Below are 15421 nucleotides of genomic sequence, written 5' to 3'. Positions count from 1 at the left end.
CGCAAGGGACGTTGAGAAGAGGAGCGGGGCATGGGTGTGGCGATCCGGACGGCGGGCGAGGGGGACCGGGACCTGGTGGTCCGGCTGCTCGACGAGGCCTTCCAGGACGATCCGGTGAGCGGCTGGGTCTTCCCCGGGGACGCGTACCGCCGTTCGACACACCACAGGCTGATGGCCGCGTTCACCGACATCGTGCTCGCCGAGGGCCGGATCGACCTCGCCGAGGACGGCTCGGCCTGCGCGCTGTGGCTGTCGGTGTCCGCCGACGAGCACGCCGACGAGGAGGGCCCCGCCCTGGTGCGCGAGGCCGTGGACCCGGAGAACGAGCGTGTCGAGCTGATCGGCCGGCTCACCGCGGACGTCCACCCCTCGGAGCGGGCCCACGCCTACCTGTGGATGATCGGGGTGTCCCCCGGGCGCCAGGGCGAGGGACTCGGCACCGCGCTCATCACCTCGGTCCTCGACCGTTGCGACCGCGAAGGGCTGCCCGCCTATCTGGAGGCGAGCAGCGCCCGCAGCCGCGCGCTGTACGAGCGCCTCGGCTTCACACGCGTGGACCGTCCGCTCGACCTGCCCGACGGCCCGCGGATGTGGCCGATGTGGCGCGAGCCGCAGGCCCGTTAGGCACGGCGGCTCTCCGCTGCCAGCGCCGTCACGATCCGCTCCACCAGCCCGTCCGGGACGCTCACCCGGGGCGGGACGCCGTCCAGGACGCCCGGCGGGGTCAGGTGTACCAGGAGCAGTCCGAGCATCGCGAGACGGAGCACGGCGACGGTCCCGTCGCCGCCGGGCAGCCCGGCCTCGCGGTGGAACTCCATGCCGTACTCCAGGTCACCGCGCACCGACCCGGTGAAGGACGCGAGCGGTCCGGGGCGGCGGGCGCCCTCCAGGCACATCTCCAGGAGGGCACCATGGCCGGTGCGGTCACGGGGCGCGCGGGCTATGAGGTCGTGCGTGAAGGCGGCCACCGGTGACCGGTCCCATGGCCTGTTCAGGAGGTCATCGAGCGCCTCGGGGTCCGGTGCGAGTGGGGTGTGGTGGTGCGGGCGGCCGCCGTGACCGCCGTGACCGTCGGGGGCACACCGGCGCTGTGGCTGCGGGACCCGGCCCAGCCTCCGCGCCGTCCACCTGGGAGCGGGTGGCGTCCGCCCCGACGCTCTCCCTGCCCAAGGGGTGGCAGGACACGTGCCCGACCGCGACGGCCGACTCCGACGAGAGCGTCTCGGCGGGCGTCGCCTGCCGGGCCCGGGCTTCTCCGCCGAGGCGGTCAGGACCGGCCGGCCGGCCCGCCCGTCTCCGGGTCGCGGGCCGTCAGGCAGTACGTGCCGCCCGCCGGATCGCGCAGCACGCTCCAGTGGCGGCCACGCGAGACCAGCTCCGCCCCGGCGTGTTCGTGAGCGGCCCGGGTCGCCTCGATGTCCGCGCAGGCGAGGTCGAGGTGGGCGGAGGCGGGACGTTCCTCGCCGAGCCGTTGCAGCAGGATGCGGACGGGCAGCCCGGGCGGCGGCTGCACCACGTGGAACTCGGGGAGGGAACCCGGCCGGGACTCCCAGTCGGGCAGCAGGCCGCTCCAGAAGGCGACTTCGGCGTCGAAGGACGACGGCGCGAGATCGAGGCAGACCTGGTCGAGGCGGCTGCCGCGCACCACCGGCGGCCGGACCGACTCGCCGTGCCACGGCACCGCGCAGAACAGCTCACCCGCGGGCGAGCGCAGCACGACGAGCGTGCCGTGGTCGGCCACCGTCTCCGCTCCGAGCCGCCGCGCGGACGCGGCGAACGCGGGCACGTCGGCCACCGCGAAGTCGAGGTGCGCGCCGCCGTCGCCCTCCCCGACCCCCTGGACCTTCACGCAGGCGTCGGCGCCGTCCGCCAGGAGGGTCACGAACTCCCGCCCCTCTCCGCGGAGTTCGGACAGGCGTGTGTCCGTGACCGTGGTCCAGAAGTCACCGGCACGCGCGAACACCCCGGCGGGCCGGTCGACGAAGGCGTAGGTCCACAGGACGGATCGGCTCATGACGGTGATCGTAGAGGGAGGCGGCGGGCCGTCGCCCTGCCGCGGGCCGAGGAGACAGCCGTACGGCGTCTCGCGGAAGCTGTGCCGGACGCGGTCCTCGGGGCCCACCGTGCCGTCATGGCTCCCTCTCCCTCACTCGTGCGCGTGGTTCTGGGACAGGTTTCGCCTTCGGTTCACCGGAGAGCGGCCTCCGCTTGTTTGCATTGCGCAATGGACCACATCACGTTACTGGTGGCCGTCGTCATCGTCACGGCGCTCGCCTTCGACTTCACCAACGGGTTCCACGACACGGCGAACGCGATGGCGACGTCCATCGCCACGGGTGCGCTGCGGCCCAGAACGGCCGTGGTGATCAGCGGGGTCCTGAACGTGGCCGGTGCCTTCCTGTCCACCGAGGTCGCCAGAACGATCTCCGGTGGCATCGTGGACGACACCCTGGTCAGCCCGGGAATGATCTTCGCGGGGCTGGTCGGGGCGATCCTGTGGAACCTGCTGACCTGGCTGGTCGGGCTGCCGTCCAGCTCGTCGCACGCGCTGTTCGGCGGACTGATCGGAGCGGTCTGGGTCGGGGCCGGCGCGCACGGTGTGCACGTCGGCAAGGTGGTCGAGAAGGTGCTGATCCCGGCGGTGGTCTCGCCGCTGGTGGCGGGGGTCGCCGCGCTGGTCGCCACCTACCTCGCCTACAAGCTCACCAGCCGGGCCCGCGAGGCGTCGGTGACCAGGAGTTTCCGGTTCGGGCAGATCGCCTCCGCCTCGCTGGTCTCGCTCGCGCACGGCACGAACGACGCGCAGAAGACCATGGGCGTCATCACCCTGACGCTCATCTCGGCGGGCGCGCTCGGGCACGACGCCGGTCCGCCGGTGTGGGTGGTCGCGTCGGCGGGGCTCGCCATCGGCCTGGGCACGTACCTCGGCGGCTGGCGGATCATCCGCACGATGGGCAAGGGACTCACGGAGATCCGGTCGCCGCAGGGCTTCGCAGCCGAGACGGCGTCCACCGCCGTCATCCTGACCTCCGCCCACCTCGGCTTCGCCCTGTCCACCACCCAGGTCGCCTCCGGCAGCATCCTCGGCGCGGGCCTCGGGCGGCGGCTCGGGGAGGTGCGCTGGGGCATCGCGGGGCGGATGGTGATCGCCTGGCTGGTCACGCTGCCGGCCGCCGCGCTCGTCGGCGGGATCTCCGCCGGCGCGGTCAAGCACGGCGGGGACGCCGGCACGGTCGTCGTCGCCCTGGCCGGGGCGGCCGTCGCGGCGGGCATCGTGGCCCTCTCCCGGCGCAACCCGGTGCACGCGAACAACGTCAACGACGCCCACGAGGTCGCCGTCCGAGCCGCCGGGCCGGCGCACGTCGGCACGGTCGCCTGAGCCACGGGAGTGCACGGCATGAGTCTCGACTGGAGCGCACTGGGTGAGGTCACCGCGGTCAGCATCGGTGTCACGGTCGCCGTGGTCGTCGTCTTCGCCCTCGGCGTCCTCGGCCTCGCCCGGTTCGAGGGAGCGCGTGAGGAGGACGGCACGGTCCACGTCGTGGGCCTCGCCCAGGCCGGCCTGTGCTTCACCGCGTGCGCGGCGGTGGTGGTGTACGGGATCTGGCTGATCGTGCCGCAGTTCCACTGACACCGGCGGGGACGTCGGCCAGGACACGCGCGGCGCGCACCTGCGAAGGGGCCCGGTCGGAGTCGACCGGGCCCCTTCGGGACGCCCGTGGCCTGCGATGGTGCACCGATCGCCGGCCGGGGAGCCTGACGTGTGGTCAGGCCTTCTTGGTCTCCCAGAAGATCTTGTCGATCTGGGCGATGTAGTCCAGCGCCTTCTGGCCGGTGGCCGGGTCGGTGGACGCCTTGGCGGCCGACAGGGCCTTCAGGGCGTCGTTGACCAGCTGGTGCAGCTCCGGGTACTTCTCGAAGTGCGGGGGCTTGAAGTAGTCGCTCCACAGCACGGAGACGTGGTGCTTCGCCAGCTCGGCACGCTGCTCCTTGATGACGGTGGCGCGTGCCTGGAAGTGCGGGTCGTCGTTGGCGGCCATCTTCTCCTGGACGGCCTTGACCGACTCGGCCTCGATGCGGGCCTGGGCCGGGTCGTACACGCCGCAGGGCAGGTCGCAGTGGGCGCTGACCTTGACCTTGGGGGCGAACAGGCGGGAAAGCATGCGCAATCCTTCCTCGTGATCGTCTTCTCAGGTGCGACATTACTCCCCGGGAGAAGCGATATGGCGAGTGCCCCCATGGGCTTAGGACAAAAGTCCGGGGTGAGACTGAGACTGGTGGAGGACGAACCGGGGAGGTGCCGGGTGATGCCGGAGCTGTCGCAGGAGACCGAACACAAGGGGGCCGTACTGCCCTTCGGGCTGGCCGAGGTGACCGGTCCGTCCATGGTGCCCACGCTCCGTCACGGCGACCGGCTCGTGGTGCGGTGGGGCGCCCGGATCAGGCCCGGTGACGTGGTCGTCCTGCGCCATCCGTTCCAGCAGGACCTGCTCGTCGTCAAGCGGGCCGCGCAGCGGCGCGAGGGCGGCTGGTGGGTGCTGGGGGACAACGCGTACGCCGGTGGCGACAGCACCGACTACGGGACCGTGCCCGACGAGCTGGTGCTCGGCAAGGTCCGTTTCCGTTACCGGCCGCTCGGACCGGATCAGCGGTCGCCGTTCGCCGTCGTGCGCTGGGCGGTGTCGGCCGCCAGGCCCGTGCTGTCCGACCGGTCCGCCTCCAGGCGTTTTCGGGCGCGGTAGGCCGCCACGTTGGCGCGGGTCGCGCAGCGGTCGGAGCAGTAGCGCCGGGAGCGGTTGGTGGACGTGTCCAGGAAGGCGTTGCGGCACGGGGACGCCTCGCACAGGCCGAGACGGTCGACGCCGTGCTCCGTCAGGTGGAACGCCAGGCCCATCGCCGCGATCGCCGCGTAGCCCGCGGTCGCGTTGGACGGGTGGTCCGCCAGGTGCATGTGCCACAGGGGGCGGCCGTCGTCGTCCCGGAAGTCGTGCCCGGAGATCTGCGGGCTGACCGGGAACTCCAGCAGGAGCGAGTTCAGCAGGTCCACGGCGAGGGTCTCGTCGCCCCCGTCCGCCGCCTCGAAGACCGCGCGCAGCCGGCCCCGGACCGAACGGAACCGCGTCACGTCCGCGTCGGTGGCGCGACGGGCCGCCGACTGGTTGCCGACGAACAGGTCGCGGACGGCCTCCACCGAGGTCAGTGAGTCCTTGCCCCGGGCCGGTTCCTCGCTGTTGACGAGACGCACGGCGTAGTCCGAGTAATAGGCCAGTTCCACTTGTAGTCCTTACGGAGGCGTTCTATGGTCGTGGTGCGGTCGGGGTAACAGCCGGTCGTGCGTCCAGGGTATTACGGGACCTGTGGGGCGTGACCTCGTGCGACGGAGGGGCTCGATGACGGACACGAACGCGGACACCAGGACGGCCGGGGCCGACTGGCAGGCGTGGCAGGAGAGCTGGGACCGGCAGCAGGAGTGGTACCTGCCGGACCGGGAGGACCGGTTCCGGATCATGCTCGACATGGTCGAGGCACTCGTCGGCACCACCCCCCGCGTCCTGGACCTCGCATGCGGCACGGGAACCATCACGGCCCGGCTGCTCGCCCGGTTCCCGCAGGCCACCAGCACCGGCGTCGACCTCGACCCGGCGCTCCTCGCCATCGCCGAGGGCACCTTCGCGGACGACGAGCGGGTCACCCTCGTCACCGCCGACCTCAAGGACCCCGACTGGCCGGCGAAGCTGCCGTACGACTCGTACGACGCCGTCCTGACCGCCACGGCCCTGCACTGGCTGCACAGCGAACCCCTCACGGCCCTCTACGGTCAGGTCGCGGAGCTCCTCCGCGACGGCGGTGTCTTCATGAACGCGGACCACATGATCGACGAGTCCACGCCGCGGATCAACGCGGCCGAGCGGGCGCAGCGGCACGCGCGCATGGATCAGGCCAAGCGGGACGGGGTCCTCGACTGGGCGCAGTGGTGGCAGCTGGCCGGCCAGGACCCCGTCCTCGCCGAGCCCACGGCCAGGCGCTTCGAGATCTACGGTGAGCACGCGGACGGCACCATGCCGTCCCCGGCGTGGCACGCGCGCGTCCTGCGGGAGCAGGGCTTCGCGGAGGCACGGCCGGTGTGGTGCTCGCCGTCGGACACGGTGCTGCTGGCGCTGAAATAACCCGGAGCACGCGCGAAGGGGCGGTACGGGAGTTCCGTACCGCCCCTTCGTCGCCGGGCGCCCGTCGCCGGGCGCGTGTGGCCTGTGACCTGTGGCCTGTCGCCTGTGGCTACAGCACCTTGGACAGGAACGCCTGGGTGCGCTCGTGCCGGGGGTTCGTCAGGACGTCCCTCGGGTCGCCGGACTCGACCACCACACCGCCGTCCATGAAGACCAGGCTGTCGCCCACCTCGCGGGCGAAGCCCATCTCGTGGGTGACGACGATCATCGTCATGCCGGACTCGGCGAGGTCGCGCATGACGTCGAGGACGTCACCGACCAGCTCCGGGTCCAGGGCCGAGGTCGGCTCGTCGAAGAGCATCAGCTTCGGGTCCATCGCCAGCGCACGGGCGATCGCCACGCGCTGCTGCTGACCGCCGGACAGCTGCGAGGGATAGCTGCCCGCCTTGTCGGCCAGGCCCACCCGCTCCAGCAGCTGCTGCGCGCGCTCCCTGGCCTGCGCCCGGCTCACGCCCTTGACCTGGACCGGGGCCTCCATGACGTTCTCGACGGCCGTCATGTGCGGGAACAGGTTGAAGCGCTGGAAGACCATGCCGATGTCCCGGCGCTTGACCGCGACCTCGCTGTCCTTGAGCTCGTACAGCTTGTCGCCCTTCTGGCGGTAGCCGACCAGCTCACCGTCGACGTACAGGCGGCCGGCGTTGATCTTCTCCAGGTGGTTGATGCACCTGAGGAACGTCGACTTGCCGGAGCCGGAGGGGCCGATGAGGCAGAACACCTCGCCGGACTTCACTTCCAGGTCGATCCCCTTGAGGACCTCGACCAGGCCGAAGGACTTGTGGACGCCCTCGGCCTTCACCATGGCGGTCATGCGGTGCCTCCCGCCGACGAGGAACGGTTCGACAGGGACAGCAGGTTCGCCCTGATCTTCTGCAGCGGCGTCGCCGGCAGGCTGCGGCTGGAGCCGCGGGCGTAGTACCGCTCCAGGTAGTACTGGCCGACGCTGAAGACCGAGGTCAGCACCAGGTACCAGGCAGCGGCGAGGAACAGCATCTCGGCCGGGGCGCCGGAGGTCTGGCCGATGTCCTGGGCGACCCGGAGCAGCTCCGAGTACTGGACCACGGACACCAGCGAGGTCGTCTTCAGCATGTTGATGACCTCGTTGCCCGTGGGCGGCACGATCACGCGCATCGCCTGCGGGACGACGATCCGGCGCAGCGTCTTGCCGTGGCTCATGCCCAGCGCGTGCGCCGCCTCGGTCTGGCCCTCGTCGACCGAGAGCAGACCGGCCCGGCAGATCTCCGCCATGTACGCGGCCTCGTTGAGACCGAGGCCGAGCAGCGCCGTCAGGAACGGGGTCATGAACTGCGACCACTCGTCCTTGTAGACCGGCCCGAGGTTGATGTACTCGAAGACCAGGCCCAGGTTGAACCAGACGATGAGCTGGACCAGGACCGGGGTGCCGCGGAAGAACCAGATGTAGAACCACGCGATGGACGAGGTGACCGGGTTCTTCGACAGGCGCATCACCGCCAGCAGGATGCCGCCGACGACGCCGATCAGCATGCACAGCACCGTGAGCAGCAGCGTCTTGCCGACGCCGCTGAGGATGCGGTCGTTGAAGAAGTAGTCCGGGATCGCCCCCCAGTTGATCCTGCCCTGGGAGAACGCGTAGATGACCCCGCCCAGCAGGGCGAGGGCGATGACGGCGGAGACGTACCGCCCGTAGTGACGGACCGGGACGGCCTTGATGGCCTCCGGGCCGGCCGGCGGGGTGTCCGCCGGCCCGTCCGTCTTGTCGATGTCAACTGTCACGGGTATTGCCTTTCAGTGGCCGCAGGCCGCGCGGTCACTTGCCGCCGTTGATGGTGGCTTCCTTCACGGCGCCGTCCTCGACGCCCCACTTCTTGATGATCTTTTCGTACTCGCCGTTGGCGATGATCGCGTCCAGGGCGGCCTTCAGGGCGTCCCGCAGCTGGGTGTTGTCCTTGGCGACCGCGATGCCGTACGGCGCGGCCTCGACCTGCTCGCCGACCAGCTGGAAGTCCTTGCCGCCACCGGAGGTCTTCACGGCGTACGCGGCGACCGGGAAGTCGGAGGAACCGGCGTCGGCACCGCCCGCGCGCAGCCGGGTCTGGGCCTGCTGGTCGTTGTCGAAGGCCTCGATGGAGATCGTCTTGCCGCCGGTGCACTTCTTCGCCTCGGCCTTGGCGAGGTCCTCGGAGACCGTGCCGCGCTGCAGCACGATCTTCTTGCCGCACAGGTCGGACCAGGTCTTGATGCCCTGGTCGTCGCCCTTCTTGGTGTAGATCGAGACGCCGGCGGTGAAGTAGTCCACGAAGTCGACGCCCTCGCCGACCTTCTTGCCGGTGTCCGAGTCGACACCCTCCTGGCGGTCCTTGGAGTCCGTCATCGCGGACATGGCGATGTCGTAGCGGTCGGAGCGCAGACCCGTGATCAGGGTGTCGAAGGTGCCGTTCTGGAACTCGAACGTCACACCGAGCTGCTTGCCCATGGCGGCGGCGAGGTCCGGGTCGATGCCGACCGTCTTGCCGGAGCTGTCCTTGAACTCGACCGGCGCGTAGGCGATGTCGGAACCGACCTTGACGACCCCCGCGTCACGGATCTCCTTCGGCAGCTTGTCGGCCAGCGGGGCCGCGCTCGCCGAGGCGGTGTCGGTGCTGTCCGAGCCGCCGTCCTTCGTCTGGTCACCGCAGCCGGTGAGCAGCAGGGTGCCTGCGACCGCGATCGCACCGACCGCTGCTAGCCGGGAGTGCGCCGCGGTCGTACGACGGGTGGAGCTTGCGGTCATGGTGGGTTCCTCCGGCGGATGGGTGGAGTTGCCGATGGGGCGGGCAGCCCGCCGAGGGGTTCGGCAGGTGCCTTGGACCCTGGGGTGGTCCTGGGTCGACGAGAGCACACGCCTTCGAGTGTCGCGACCTTGTGTGATGACCGCATCTTGCCATTCGGACGGAGGCATTCAGGGGGCCCACCATGTCAAAATCGGATAACGGGCGACACCCGAACCCCACCAGGTCGGTACATCCCGACCGCACCATCTGCGGGAATGCCCCCTTCCGGCCGGAAGATCTCCGGCGCATCTCGGGATACGGACTTAGGGGCGGGAGCCGGCTGCGGCCGGTTGAGCGTCTCGCGAGCGGTCGTCAAGGGGATCTTGAGGGTGCGCGCCTATATTTCGTCATGATCCATGTCACGGGCACGAGGCCGCTTCAGGTCCCGGTGTGTGACCTTGCGCTATTGGACTCGTCGTCGGTGCCGTCCGTCGGGTAAGAAGGTTCTTCACACCCCTCATCCGGGGCTCAGGGCGCGTGTGCGGCGCGCCCGTCGCGTAGGTGCCCGTACGTACCCCCGTACGCGGCACGAAGCAGCACCTCGGCGCACGACAGCAGCACCCTCGGCAGTACTCAGGGCCGTGCGCGGTGCCCCGCCCACTTCTCAACCAGGAGTGGCCACCCTCAACCATGCAGACCTAAGGGGTAGAACAAAGTGGCAGCGGAGATCGTCAATCCTCGCAGCGACAGCAGCAGTACGGAGCAGGAAGGCGGGGCCGAGCCCCTCGATTCCTTCGATCCGGCGTTCGCGCTGCACCGTGGCGGCAAGATGGCCGTGCACGCCACCGTGCCCATCCGCGACAAGGACGACCTGTCCCTGGCGTACACGCCCGGCGTCGCGAAGGTGTGCAGCGCCATCGCCGAGCAGCCGGAACTGGTCCACGACTACACGTGGAAGTCGTCCGTGGTCGCCGTCGTCACCGACGGTACGGCGGTGCTCGGGCTCGGGGACATCGGGCCCGAAGCCTCCCTTCCGGTGATGGAGGGGAAGGCGATCCTGTTCAAGCAGTTCGGTGGCGTGGACGCCGTTCCGATCGCCCTGGCCTGCACGGACGTCGACGAGATCGTCGAGACCGTGGTGCGGCTCGCGCCCTCGTTCGGTGGCGTGAACCTGGAGGACATCTCGGCGCCGCGGTGCTTCGAGATCGAGCGCAAGCTCCAGGAGCGGCTGGACATTCCGATCTTCCACGACGACCAGCACGGTACGGCGGTCGTGACGCTGACCGCGCTGCGGAACGCCGCGCGGCTGACCGGGCGGGGGATCGGGGACCTGCGGGTGGTGATCTCGGGCGCGGGCGCGGCCGGGGTCGCCATCGCGAAGATGCTGGTCGAGGCGGGCATCGGGGACGTGGCCGTGGCGGACCGGAAGGGGATCGTGTCGGGGGACCGGGACGATCTGACCTCGGTCAAGCGGGAACTGGCGTCCTTCACGAACAAGGCCGGGATCAGCGGGTCGCTGGAGGCGGCACTGGACGGTGCCGACGTCTTCGTCGGGGTGTCCGGCGGGACGGTGCCGGAGCCGGCGGTGGCGTCCATGGCGAAGGGGGCCTTCGTGTTCGCGATGGCCAACCCGAATCCTGAGGTGCACCCCGAGGTCGCGCACAAGTACGCGGCGGTCGTGGCCACCGGGCGGTCGGACTTCCCGAACCAGATCAACAACGTGCTGGCGTTCCCCGGGATCTTCGCGGGGGCGTTGCAGGTGCGGGCCTCTCGGATCACGGAGGGGATGAAGATCGCGGCGGCGGAGGCGCTGGCGGCGGTGGTCGGGGACGATCTCGCCGCGGACTATGTGATTCCCTCGCCGTTCGACGAGCGGGTGGCGCCGGCGGTGACGGCGGCGGTGGCCGCGGCGGCTCGGGCCGAGGGTGTGGCTCGGCGGTGAGGTTGCTGGTGTGAAGGTGGCCCCGTCCGGGTGGACGGGGCCATTTCTTTGCTGGGGGGTGGGGCTGTTCGGGTGGCGCACTCCGGCCCGCACTCTCTGGCGCCGGTCCAGGCACTCCCAGCCTGTCCGGCGTTTGAGGACGAGGCCCCTTCAGGGCCGATGCGGGGGTCTGGGGGCGGCAGCCCTCAGGGGCGCACGCGCCGGGGGTGAGGGGCAGGCTTCCGGGCCTGACAAGAGGGCGTGTGTCACAGCGCCGCGTGGTTCCGATGGCCGTCGGCGGAGCCTATCGTCATGGTCATGTTCGCTGCTTACGCCGCCCGAATCGACCGTGACCAGCCCCTCACCGGCCTCGAACTGGGGGAGCGTCCCGCTCCTGAGGCCCGCCCCGGCTGGAGCACCGTGAACGTCAGGGCCGCCTCCCTGAACCACCACGACCTCTGGTCACTGCGAGGCGTGGGTCTGGCCGAGGACAAGCTGCCGATGATCCTCGGCTGTGACGCCGCCGGCGTCGACGAGGACGGCAACGAGGTCGTCCTGCACTCCGTCATCGGACAGACCGGGCACGGGGTCGGCCCGAAGGAGCCACGCTCCATCCTCACCGAGCGCTACCAGGGGACGTTCGCCGAGCAGGTCGCCGTGCCGACCTGGAACGTCCTGCCCAAGCCCAAGGAGCTCTCGTTCGAGGAGGCCGCCTGTCTGCCGACGGCCTGGCTGACGGCGTACCGGATGCTCTTCACCAACGCGGGCGTGCGCCCCGGTGACTCGGTGCTCGTGCAGGGTGCGGGCGGCGGTGTCGCCACGGCCGCCATCGTGCTCGGCAAGGCCGCGGGCCTGCGGGTCTTCGCCACCAGCCGGGACGAGGCCAAGCGGAAGCGGGCCGTGGAGCTGGGAGCCGTGGACGCACTGGAGTCGGGGGCGCGGCTGCCGCAGCGGGTGGACGCCGTCATCGAGACCGTCGGCGCCGCCACCTGGTCGCACTCGGTCAAGTCCCTGAAGCCGGGCGGCACGCTCGTCATCTCCGGGGCCACGAGTGGTGACCGGCCCTCGCATGCCGAGCTGACCCGGATCTTCTTCCTGGAGCTCAAGGTCGTGGGGTCGACGATGGGCACCAAGGACGAACTGGAGGACCTGCTCTCCTTCTGTGCCGCCACCGGCGTACGTCCCGTCATCGACGAGGTGTTGCCGCTGGACCGGGCCCGGGAGGGCTTCGAACGGCTGGCGTCAGGGGAGCAGTTCGGCAAGATCGTCCTCACCCACGCCTAGGGGTTGTGCTCTCTCGCTCTTCGTTCTCTTCCGCGGCCGGTCCGGGTTCGGGCCGGCCGTCGGCATGTCAACTGTGGTTGACAAGAATGGCATGTCAACGTAGGTTGACGCCATGACCGAAGCAACGGATCTCGCCGAGCGTGCGGGTGATCGCGATCCCCGGGTCGGGCTGCGGGCCGTCGCCGCGCTGCGTCGGCTGCTGGAGCAGCTGGAGGCGGTGCAGGTGCGCAACGCGCGCAATCAGGGCTGGTCGTGGCAGGAGATCGCCGCGCTGCTCGGTGTGAGCAGGCAGGCCGTGCACAAGAAGTACGGGAGGCATTGATGTTCGAGCGGTTCACCAAGAGTGCCCGGGACGTGGTGCGTGAGGCGTGGGAGCACGCCGAGCGGGCGGGAGCGCCGTCGGTGGAGACGGAGCACATCCTGCTCGCTCTGCTCGACCGGGAGGCCAGCCGTGGTTCCTTCGCGCTGGCCGCGCTGGGACTCACCGAGCGCGGGGACGCGGTCCGGGAGGCGCTGGTCGAGGCGCGGCGACGGGCCGGACTGTCCCAGGCGGAAGCCGATGCCCTGGCGGGGCTGGGCATCGACGTCTCGGAGATCGTCGCCCGGGTCGAGGAAGTGCACGGCGTGGGGGCGATGTCCGGTGAGACGAAGGGCAAGGGGTGGTGGTCCGGACGCCGTTCCTTCGGGCGTGGCGGCAAGGAGGTGCTGGAGAAGGCCCTGCGGATCGCGCTGGCCCACCATGACCGTCACATCGGCGACGAGCACATCCTGCTGGCCCTCGCCGCCCGCCCCGGCGTGCCCGCGGAGGTCCTCGCCGAACACGGGGTGACGTACGAGTCGCTGACACGGGTGCTGTACGGCGGAGGCCAGGGCAAGGCCAAGGCGGGCTGAGGGGGCGGGGGCGGAACTGCGGGGGCGCCTCCTTGAGTGGTACGGCTGAGCTGCCGGCTCGTGCCGGTCGTGCCGGTCGTGCCGGTCGTGCCGGTCGTGCCGGCTCGTGCCGGTGGGCGGCTGGGCGGCCGTACCACCCGAGGTGCGTCGGTCAGGGCTTCGGGGTGCGCAGTATCGCCCCGATGTGGGCCGCCGCCGTCGAGAGGTGGCGGCGGGTGTCGCGGAGCTGGTCGGCCGTGACGCCGTGGTCCCGGGCGGCGTCACGGATGTCGTCCCGGAAGCGGTCGAGCAGGCGGTCCAGGTCACGGGCCGGATCGCCGGTGAAGTCCTCGTGGGCCCACGACGGCTCGTACGCGCCGGGGAAGTCCTCCGGGGTCTGCGCGTACTCGGGTGTCGGTGCGGCCTTCTCGGCGGTGCCGTGGCCCCGACCGAAACCGAAGTCCTTCCCGAACTCCCTGCCGTAGTCCTTTCCGAACTCGCCGAACTCCTTGGCCAGTTCGGTCAGGCCCTCGCGAAGGCCCGTCGGCCAGTCGCCCCGCGCGAAGTGGTCCTGCACCTGTTCCTGGACCCGCCGGGCGATGCGCTGGACCTCCTCCTGGGCCTGCGTGTGAGCCCGTTCCTGCGCCTCCTTGGCCTGGCGACGGGCACGCTGGGCCTCCTCGCGGGCCCGCCGGCTCTCGTCCTTGGCGCGCCGGGCCTGTTCCTTCCACTCCTGCTTGACGCGGCGCATCTCCTCCTTGGCGATGCGCCACGCCTCGTTGTCGGTGTACTCGGTGAAGTTCCCGAAGGGACCGCCCTGTTCACCGTCGGTCTTGGCGCCGGCAGTCCCGGAACCGGAACCGGAACCGCTGCGGGCCTCGGAGGCCGCCGCCCGCATCTCGCGCCGCAGGTCGCCCGCCGCTCCGCGCACGTCGGCCCGGATCTCGGCGGCGAGTTCCGCGACCGACTCACGGATCTCCAGTTCCAGGTCGGCCAGTTCCCCGCTGCGGTCGGCCAGTTCGGCGCGGCCGGCGTCCGTGATGGCGTACACCTTGCGGCCGCCCTCGGTGGTGTGGGTGACCAGGCCCTCGGTCTCCAGCTTGGCCAGGCGGGGGTAGACGGTGCCCGCGGACGGCGCGTACAGCCCCTGGAAGCGCTCTTCCAGGAGGCGGATCACCTCGTAGCCGTGGCGCGGGGCCTCGTCCAGCAGCTTCAGCAGGTAGAGGCGGAGGCGGCCGTGGGCGAAGACGGGGGGCATGTCAGAGCACCTTCTTGTCGGTCGTGCCGTCGGCCGGGGCGCTGGTCGAGCCGGTGCCCGGGCCGGAAACGGAATTGTCCCCCGAGGTGTCGCGCGGCCCGTCCGCCGGGGTTCCGGCCGCGGGCTCGGCGTGCTCTCGTGCTCCCGCTCCGCCTCCGTCCTCCCACGGTTCGCTCTCGTCCTCCCGGGGAGGCCGGCGCAGCAGGGCGATCGAGCCGGAGACGGTGGTCGCCCGCAGCTTGCCGGTGCCCGCGCCGAGACGGCCGGTGATCTTGTGGGCGCCCCACTGGCCATGTATCCGCAGGCCCTCGAAGGCGTTGGAGATCGTGCCGCTCGCGGTGTTGGCCTCGACCTCCGCGTCGGCCGGCTGGGGCAGCCGGATGGCGATCTCGCCCGAGACGCTGGTCAGCCTGACGTCCGTGGGGCCGTCCGGATCGAGGTCGACGATCATGGAGCCGCTGACCGAGTCGCCCCGCACGGAGGAGCCGGAGCCCTCCACGACCGTGAGGTCCCCGGAGACCGAGTTGAACCGGAGGTCGCCGGTGACGGCCTGGGCCTCCAGGTTCCCGGAGACCGTGTCGGCGCGGACCGGGCCGGAGAGCCGGACGAGTGTCGTGTCGCCGGTGACGCCCTTGACCACCGACGGCCCGCGCACGCCGGAGACGACGGCGCCCGCGTCGACCACACCCACCTCCACCCGGGTGTCCGCCGGCACCGCCAGCGAGACGACGGCGCTGCGCCGCCAGCCCTTGCGGTCGAGCCACTTGAGGAAGCCCTTCCAGGGCAGGTCGTCGTATGCCACGGTGAGCGTGCCGCCGTCCTGGGTCACCACCAGGGGCGGGCCCTGGATGTCGGAGACCTCCAGGCGGGCGGAACCTTCGTCGGTGCCCACCACGTTCACCGTTCCACTGACGATGCGCACGTGGAGGGTCGTGACGGGATCGTCGAAGGTGAGCTTGGCGGGCTCCGTGACGGACCACTCGGGCATGGTGCAGACCTTCCCGTCGCAACGCGCCATATCGCGTCTCCTGCTCTTCACGATATATCGCGGACACGGAAAGTCAAGACACTCGTCCGGGATCTTCACGGTGCTAAAAGGTGACTGAAGCGGATCTGTCCCCCTAGCGTG

At 70.8% G+C, this 15421-nt stretch carries 18 protein-coding genes; 9 read left to right on the top strand and 9 right to left on the bottom strand.

Annotated elements, in window-relative coordinates; translation table 11 throughout:
- Positions 1-30: 30 nt before the first annotated feature.
- Positions 31-624, top strand: coding sequence for a GNAT family N-acetyltransferase (locus ACWD0J_RS12275; protein WP_451495705.1), 594 nt, complete (start codon positions 31-33; stop codon positions 622-624).
- On the opposite strand, the gene ACWD0J_RS12270 is transcribed toward ACWD0J_RS12275, so the two are convergent.
- Both ACWD0J_RS12270 and ACWD0J_RS12265 read right to left on the bottom strand, forming a co-directional pair.
- Positions 621-968: a hypothetical protein gene (locus ACWD0J_RS12270; RefSeq protein WP_451495704.1), complete on the bottom strand. Its 348-nt coding sequence runs from the start codon at positions 966-968 to the stop codon at positions 621-623. The two genes, ACWD0J_RS12275 and ACWD0J_RS12270, sit on opposite strands and share 4 nt — an antisense overlap.
- 299 nt (positions 969-1267) lie before the next feature.
- Complete coding sequence (locus tag ACWD0J_RS12265) at positions 1268-2014, bottom strand: VOC family protein (RefSeq protein ID WP_451495703.1); 747 nt, start codon at positions 2012-2014, stop codon at positions 1268-1270.
- A gap of 210 nt (positions 2015-2224) precedes the next feature.
- Here ACWD0J_RS12265 and ACWD0J_RS12260 point away from each other — a divergent pair, with 210 nt between their 5' ends.
- Positions 2225-3379, top strand: coding sequence for an anion permease (locus tag ACWD0J_RS12260; RefSeq protein ID WP_451495702.1), 1155 nt, complete (start codon positions 2225-2227; stop codon positions 3377-3379).
- 18 nt (positions 3380-3397) lie between these two features.
- On the top strand, positions 3398-3631 hold the full coding sequence (locus tag ACWD0J_RS12255; RefSeq protein ID WP_451495701.1) for a hypothetical protein: 234 nt from the start codon (positions 3398-3400) through the stop codon (positions 3629-3631).
- Positions 3632-3767: 136 nt separating this feature from the next.
- Here the strand turns inward: ACWD0J_RS12255 and sodN are convergent, their stop codons facing one another.
- Entirely contained in the window at positions 3768-4163 is a 396-nt protein-coding gene (gene sodN / locus ACWD0J_RS12250; protein WP_020123534.1) for a superoxide dismutase, Ni, read from the bottom strand.
- Positions 4164-4307: 144 nt separating this feature from the next.
- On the opposite strand from sodN, the gene sodX reads away from it, so the two are divergent.
- The gene (gene sodX, locus ACWD0J_RS12245; RefSeq protein ID WP_451495700.1) at positions 4308-4742 is read left to right on the top strand and encodes a nickel-type superoxide dismutase maturation protease; all 435 of its coding nucleotides are present in this window, start codon (positions 4308-4310) and stop codon (positions 4740-4742) included.
- Here the strand turns inward: sodX and ACWD0J_RS12240 are convergent.
- Positions 4646-5275, bottom strand: a complete 630-nt coding sequence (locus tag ACWD0J_RS12240) for a CGNR zinc finger domain-containing protein (protein WP_451495699.1) — start codon at positions 5273-5275, stop codon at positions 4646-4648. The genes sodX and ACWD0J_RS12240 overlap by 97 nt on opposite strands.
- Before the next feature lie 115 nt (positions 5276-5390).
- Between ACWD0J_RS12240 and ACWD0J_RS12235 the strand changes: the two genes are divergently transcribed.
- Positions 5391-6167, top strand: a complete 777-nt coding sequence (locus ACWD0J_RS12235) for a class I SAM-dependent methyltransferase (RefSeq protein ID WP_451495698.1) — start codon at positions 5391-5393, stop codon at positions 6165-6167.
- A 109-nt stretch (positions 6168-6276) separates the two neighbouring features.
- Here ACWD0J_RS12235 and ACWD0J_RS12230 read toward each other — a convergent pair whose 3' ends face one another.
- From ACWD0J_RS12230 to ACWD0J_RS12220, 3 genes are read right to left on the bottom strand one after another with little or no spacing between them, the layout of a single operon-like run.
- Positions 6277-7038, bottom strand: coding sequence for an amino acid ABC transporter ATP-binding protein (locus ACWD0J_RS12230; protein ID WP_451495697.1), 762 nt, complete (start codon positions 7036-7038; stop codon positions 6277-6279).
- Complete coding sequence (locus ACWD0J_RS12225; protein ID WP_451495696.1) at positions 7035-7982, bottom strand: amino acid ABC transporter permease; 948 nt, start codon at positions 7980-7982, stop codon at positions 7035-7037. Before ACWD0J_RS12225 ends, ACWD0J_RS12230 begins: the two co-directional genes overlap by 4 nt.
- 34 nt (positions 7983-8016) lie before the next feature.
- Positions 8017-8979, bottom strand: coding sequence for an ABC transporter substrate-binding protein (locus ACWD0J_RS12220; RefSeq protein WP_451495695.1), 963 nt, complete (start codon positions 8977-8979; stop codon positions 8017-8019).
- A gap of 695 nt (positions 8980-9674) precedes the next feature.
- Between ACWD0J_RS12220 and ACWD0J_RS12215 the strand changes: the two genes are divergently transcribed.
- The 4 genes from ACWD0J_RS12215 to ACWD0J_RS12200 all read left to right on the top strand — a co-directional run bounded on the left by ACWD0J_RS12215 (position 9675) and on the right by ACWD0J_RS12200 (position 13055).
- Positions 9675-10901: an NAD(P)-dependent malic enzyme gene (locus ACWD0J_RS12215; protein ID WP_451495694.1), complete on the top strand. Its 1227-nt coding sequence runs from the start codon at positions 9675-9677 to the stop codon at positions 10899-10901.
- Positions 10902-11198: 297 nt separating this feature from the next.
- The gene (locus ACWD0J_RS12210) at positions 11199-12164 is read left to right on the top strand and encodes a zinc-binding dehydrogenase (protein ID WP_451495693.1); all 966 of its coding nucleotides are present in this window, start codon (positions 11199-11201) and stop codon (positions 12162-12164) included.
- 112 nt (positions 12165-12276) lie between these two features.
- Positions 12277-12486, top strand: a complete 210-nt coding sequence (locus tag ACWD0J_RS12205) for a helix-turn-helix domain-containing protein (RefSeq protein WP_451495692.1) — start codon at positions 12277-12279, stop codon at positions 12484-12486.
- Positions 12486-13055 carry a Clp protease N-terminal domain-containing protein gene (locus ACWD0J_RS12200; protein WP_451495691.1) on the top strand — a complete coding sequence of 190 codons (570 nt, stop codon included), beginning with the start codon at positions 12486-12488 and terminating at the stop codon, positions 13053-13055. The genes ACWD0J_RS12205 and ACWD0J_RS12200 overlap by 1 nt, the downstream gene beginning before the upstream one ends.
- Before the next feature lie 151 nt (positions 13056-13206).
- Here ACWD0J_RS12200 and ACWD0J_RS12195 read toward each other — a convergent pair whose 3' ends face one another.
- On the bottom strand, positions 13207-14292 hold the full coding sequence (locus ACWD0J_RS12195; protein WP_451495690.1) for a helix-turn-helix transcriptional regulator: 1086 nt from the start codon (positions 14290-14292) through the stop codon (positions 13207-13209).
- A 1-nt stretch (position 14293) separates the two neighbouring features.
- A complete protein-coding gene (locus ACWD0J_RS12190; RefSeq protein WP_451495689.1) occupies positions 14294-15280 on the bottom strand; it encodes a DUF4097 family beta strand repeat-containing protein in 987 nt (328 codons plus the stop codon).
- Between the last annotated feature and the right edge of the window lie 141 nt (positions 15281-15421).

This window comes from Streptomyces sp. NPDC003011, assembly GCF_053591515.1.
The sequence above is the reverse complement of the archived record's forward strand: the minus strand, read 5'-3'. Positions and strand labels throughout refer to the sequence as shown.

What these genes read in the sequence shown, in the direction of transcription:
- ACWD0J_RS12230 (WP_451495697.1), bottom strand. Translation starts at nt 7,038, where the DNA reads ATGACCGCCATGGTGAAGGCCGAGGGCGTCCACAAGTCCTTCGGCCTG.
- sodN (WP_020123534.1), bottom strand. Translation starts at nt 4,163, where the DNA reads ATGCTTTCCCGCCTGTTCGCCCCCAAGGTCAAGGTCAGCGCCCACTGC.
- ACWD0J_RS12205 (WP_451495692.1), top strand. Translation starts at nt 12,277, where the DNA reads ATGACCGAAGCAACGGATCTCGCCGAGCGTGCGGGTGATCGCGATCCC.
- ACWD0J_RS12265 (WP_451495703.1), bottom strand. Translation starts at nt 2,014, where the DNA reads ATGAGCCGATCCGTCCTGTGGACCTACGCCTTCGTCGACCGGCCCGCC.
- ACWD0J_RS12195 (WP_451495690.1), bottom strand. Translation starts at nt 14,292, where the DNA reads ATGCCCCCCGTCTTCGCCCACGGCCGCCTCCGCCTCTACCTGCTGAAG.
- ACWD0J_RS12200 (WP_451495691.1), top strand. Translation starts at nt 12,486, where the DNA reads ATGTTCGAGCGGTTCACCAAGAGTGCCCGGGACGTGGTGCGTGAGGCG.
- ACWD0J_RS12220 (WP_451495695.1), bottom strand. Translation starts at nt 8,979, where the DNA reads ATGACCGCAAGCTCCACCCGTCGTACGACCGCGGCGCACTCCCGGCTA.
- ACWD0J_RS12235 (WP_451495698.1), top strand. Translation starts at nt 5,391, where the DNA reads ATGACGGACACGAACGCGGACACCAGGACGGCCGGGGCCGACTGGCAG.
- ACWD0J_RS12275 (WP_451495705.1), top strand. Translation starts at nt 31, where the DNA reads ATGGGTGTGGCGATCCGGACGGCGGGCGAGGGGGACCGGGACCTGGTG.
- sodX (WP_451495700.1), top strand. Translation starts at nt 4,308, where the DNA reads ATGCCGGAGCTGTCGCAGGAGACCGAACACAAGGGGGCCGTACTGCCC.
- ACWD0J_RS12255 (WP_451495701.1), top strand. Translation starts at nt 3,398, where the DNA reads ATGAGTCTCGACTGGAGCGCACTGGGTGAGGTCACCGCGGTCAGCATC.
- ACWD0J_RS12260 (WP_451495702.1), top strand. Translation starts at nt 2,225, where the DNA reads ATGGACCACATCACGTTACTGGTGGCCGTCGTCATCGTCACGGCGCTC.
- ACWD0J_RS12190 (WP_451495689.1), bottom strand. Translation starts at nt 15,280, where the DNA reads ATGCCCGAGTGGTCCGTCACGGAGCCCGCCAAGCTCACCTTCGACGAT.
- ACWD0J_RS12210 (WP_451495693.1), top strand. Translation starts at nt 11,199, where the DNA reads ATGTTCGCTGCTTACGCCGCCCGAATCGACCGTGACCAGCCCCTCACC.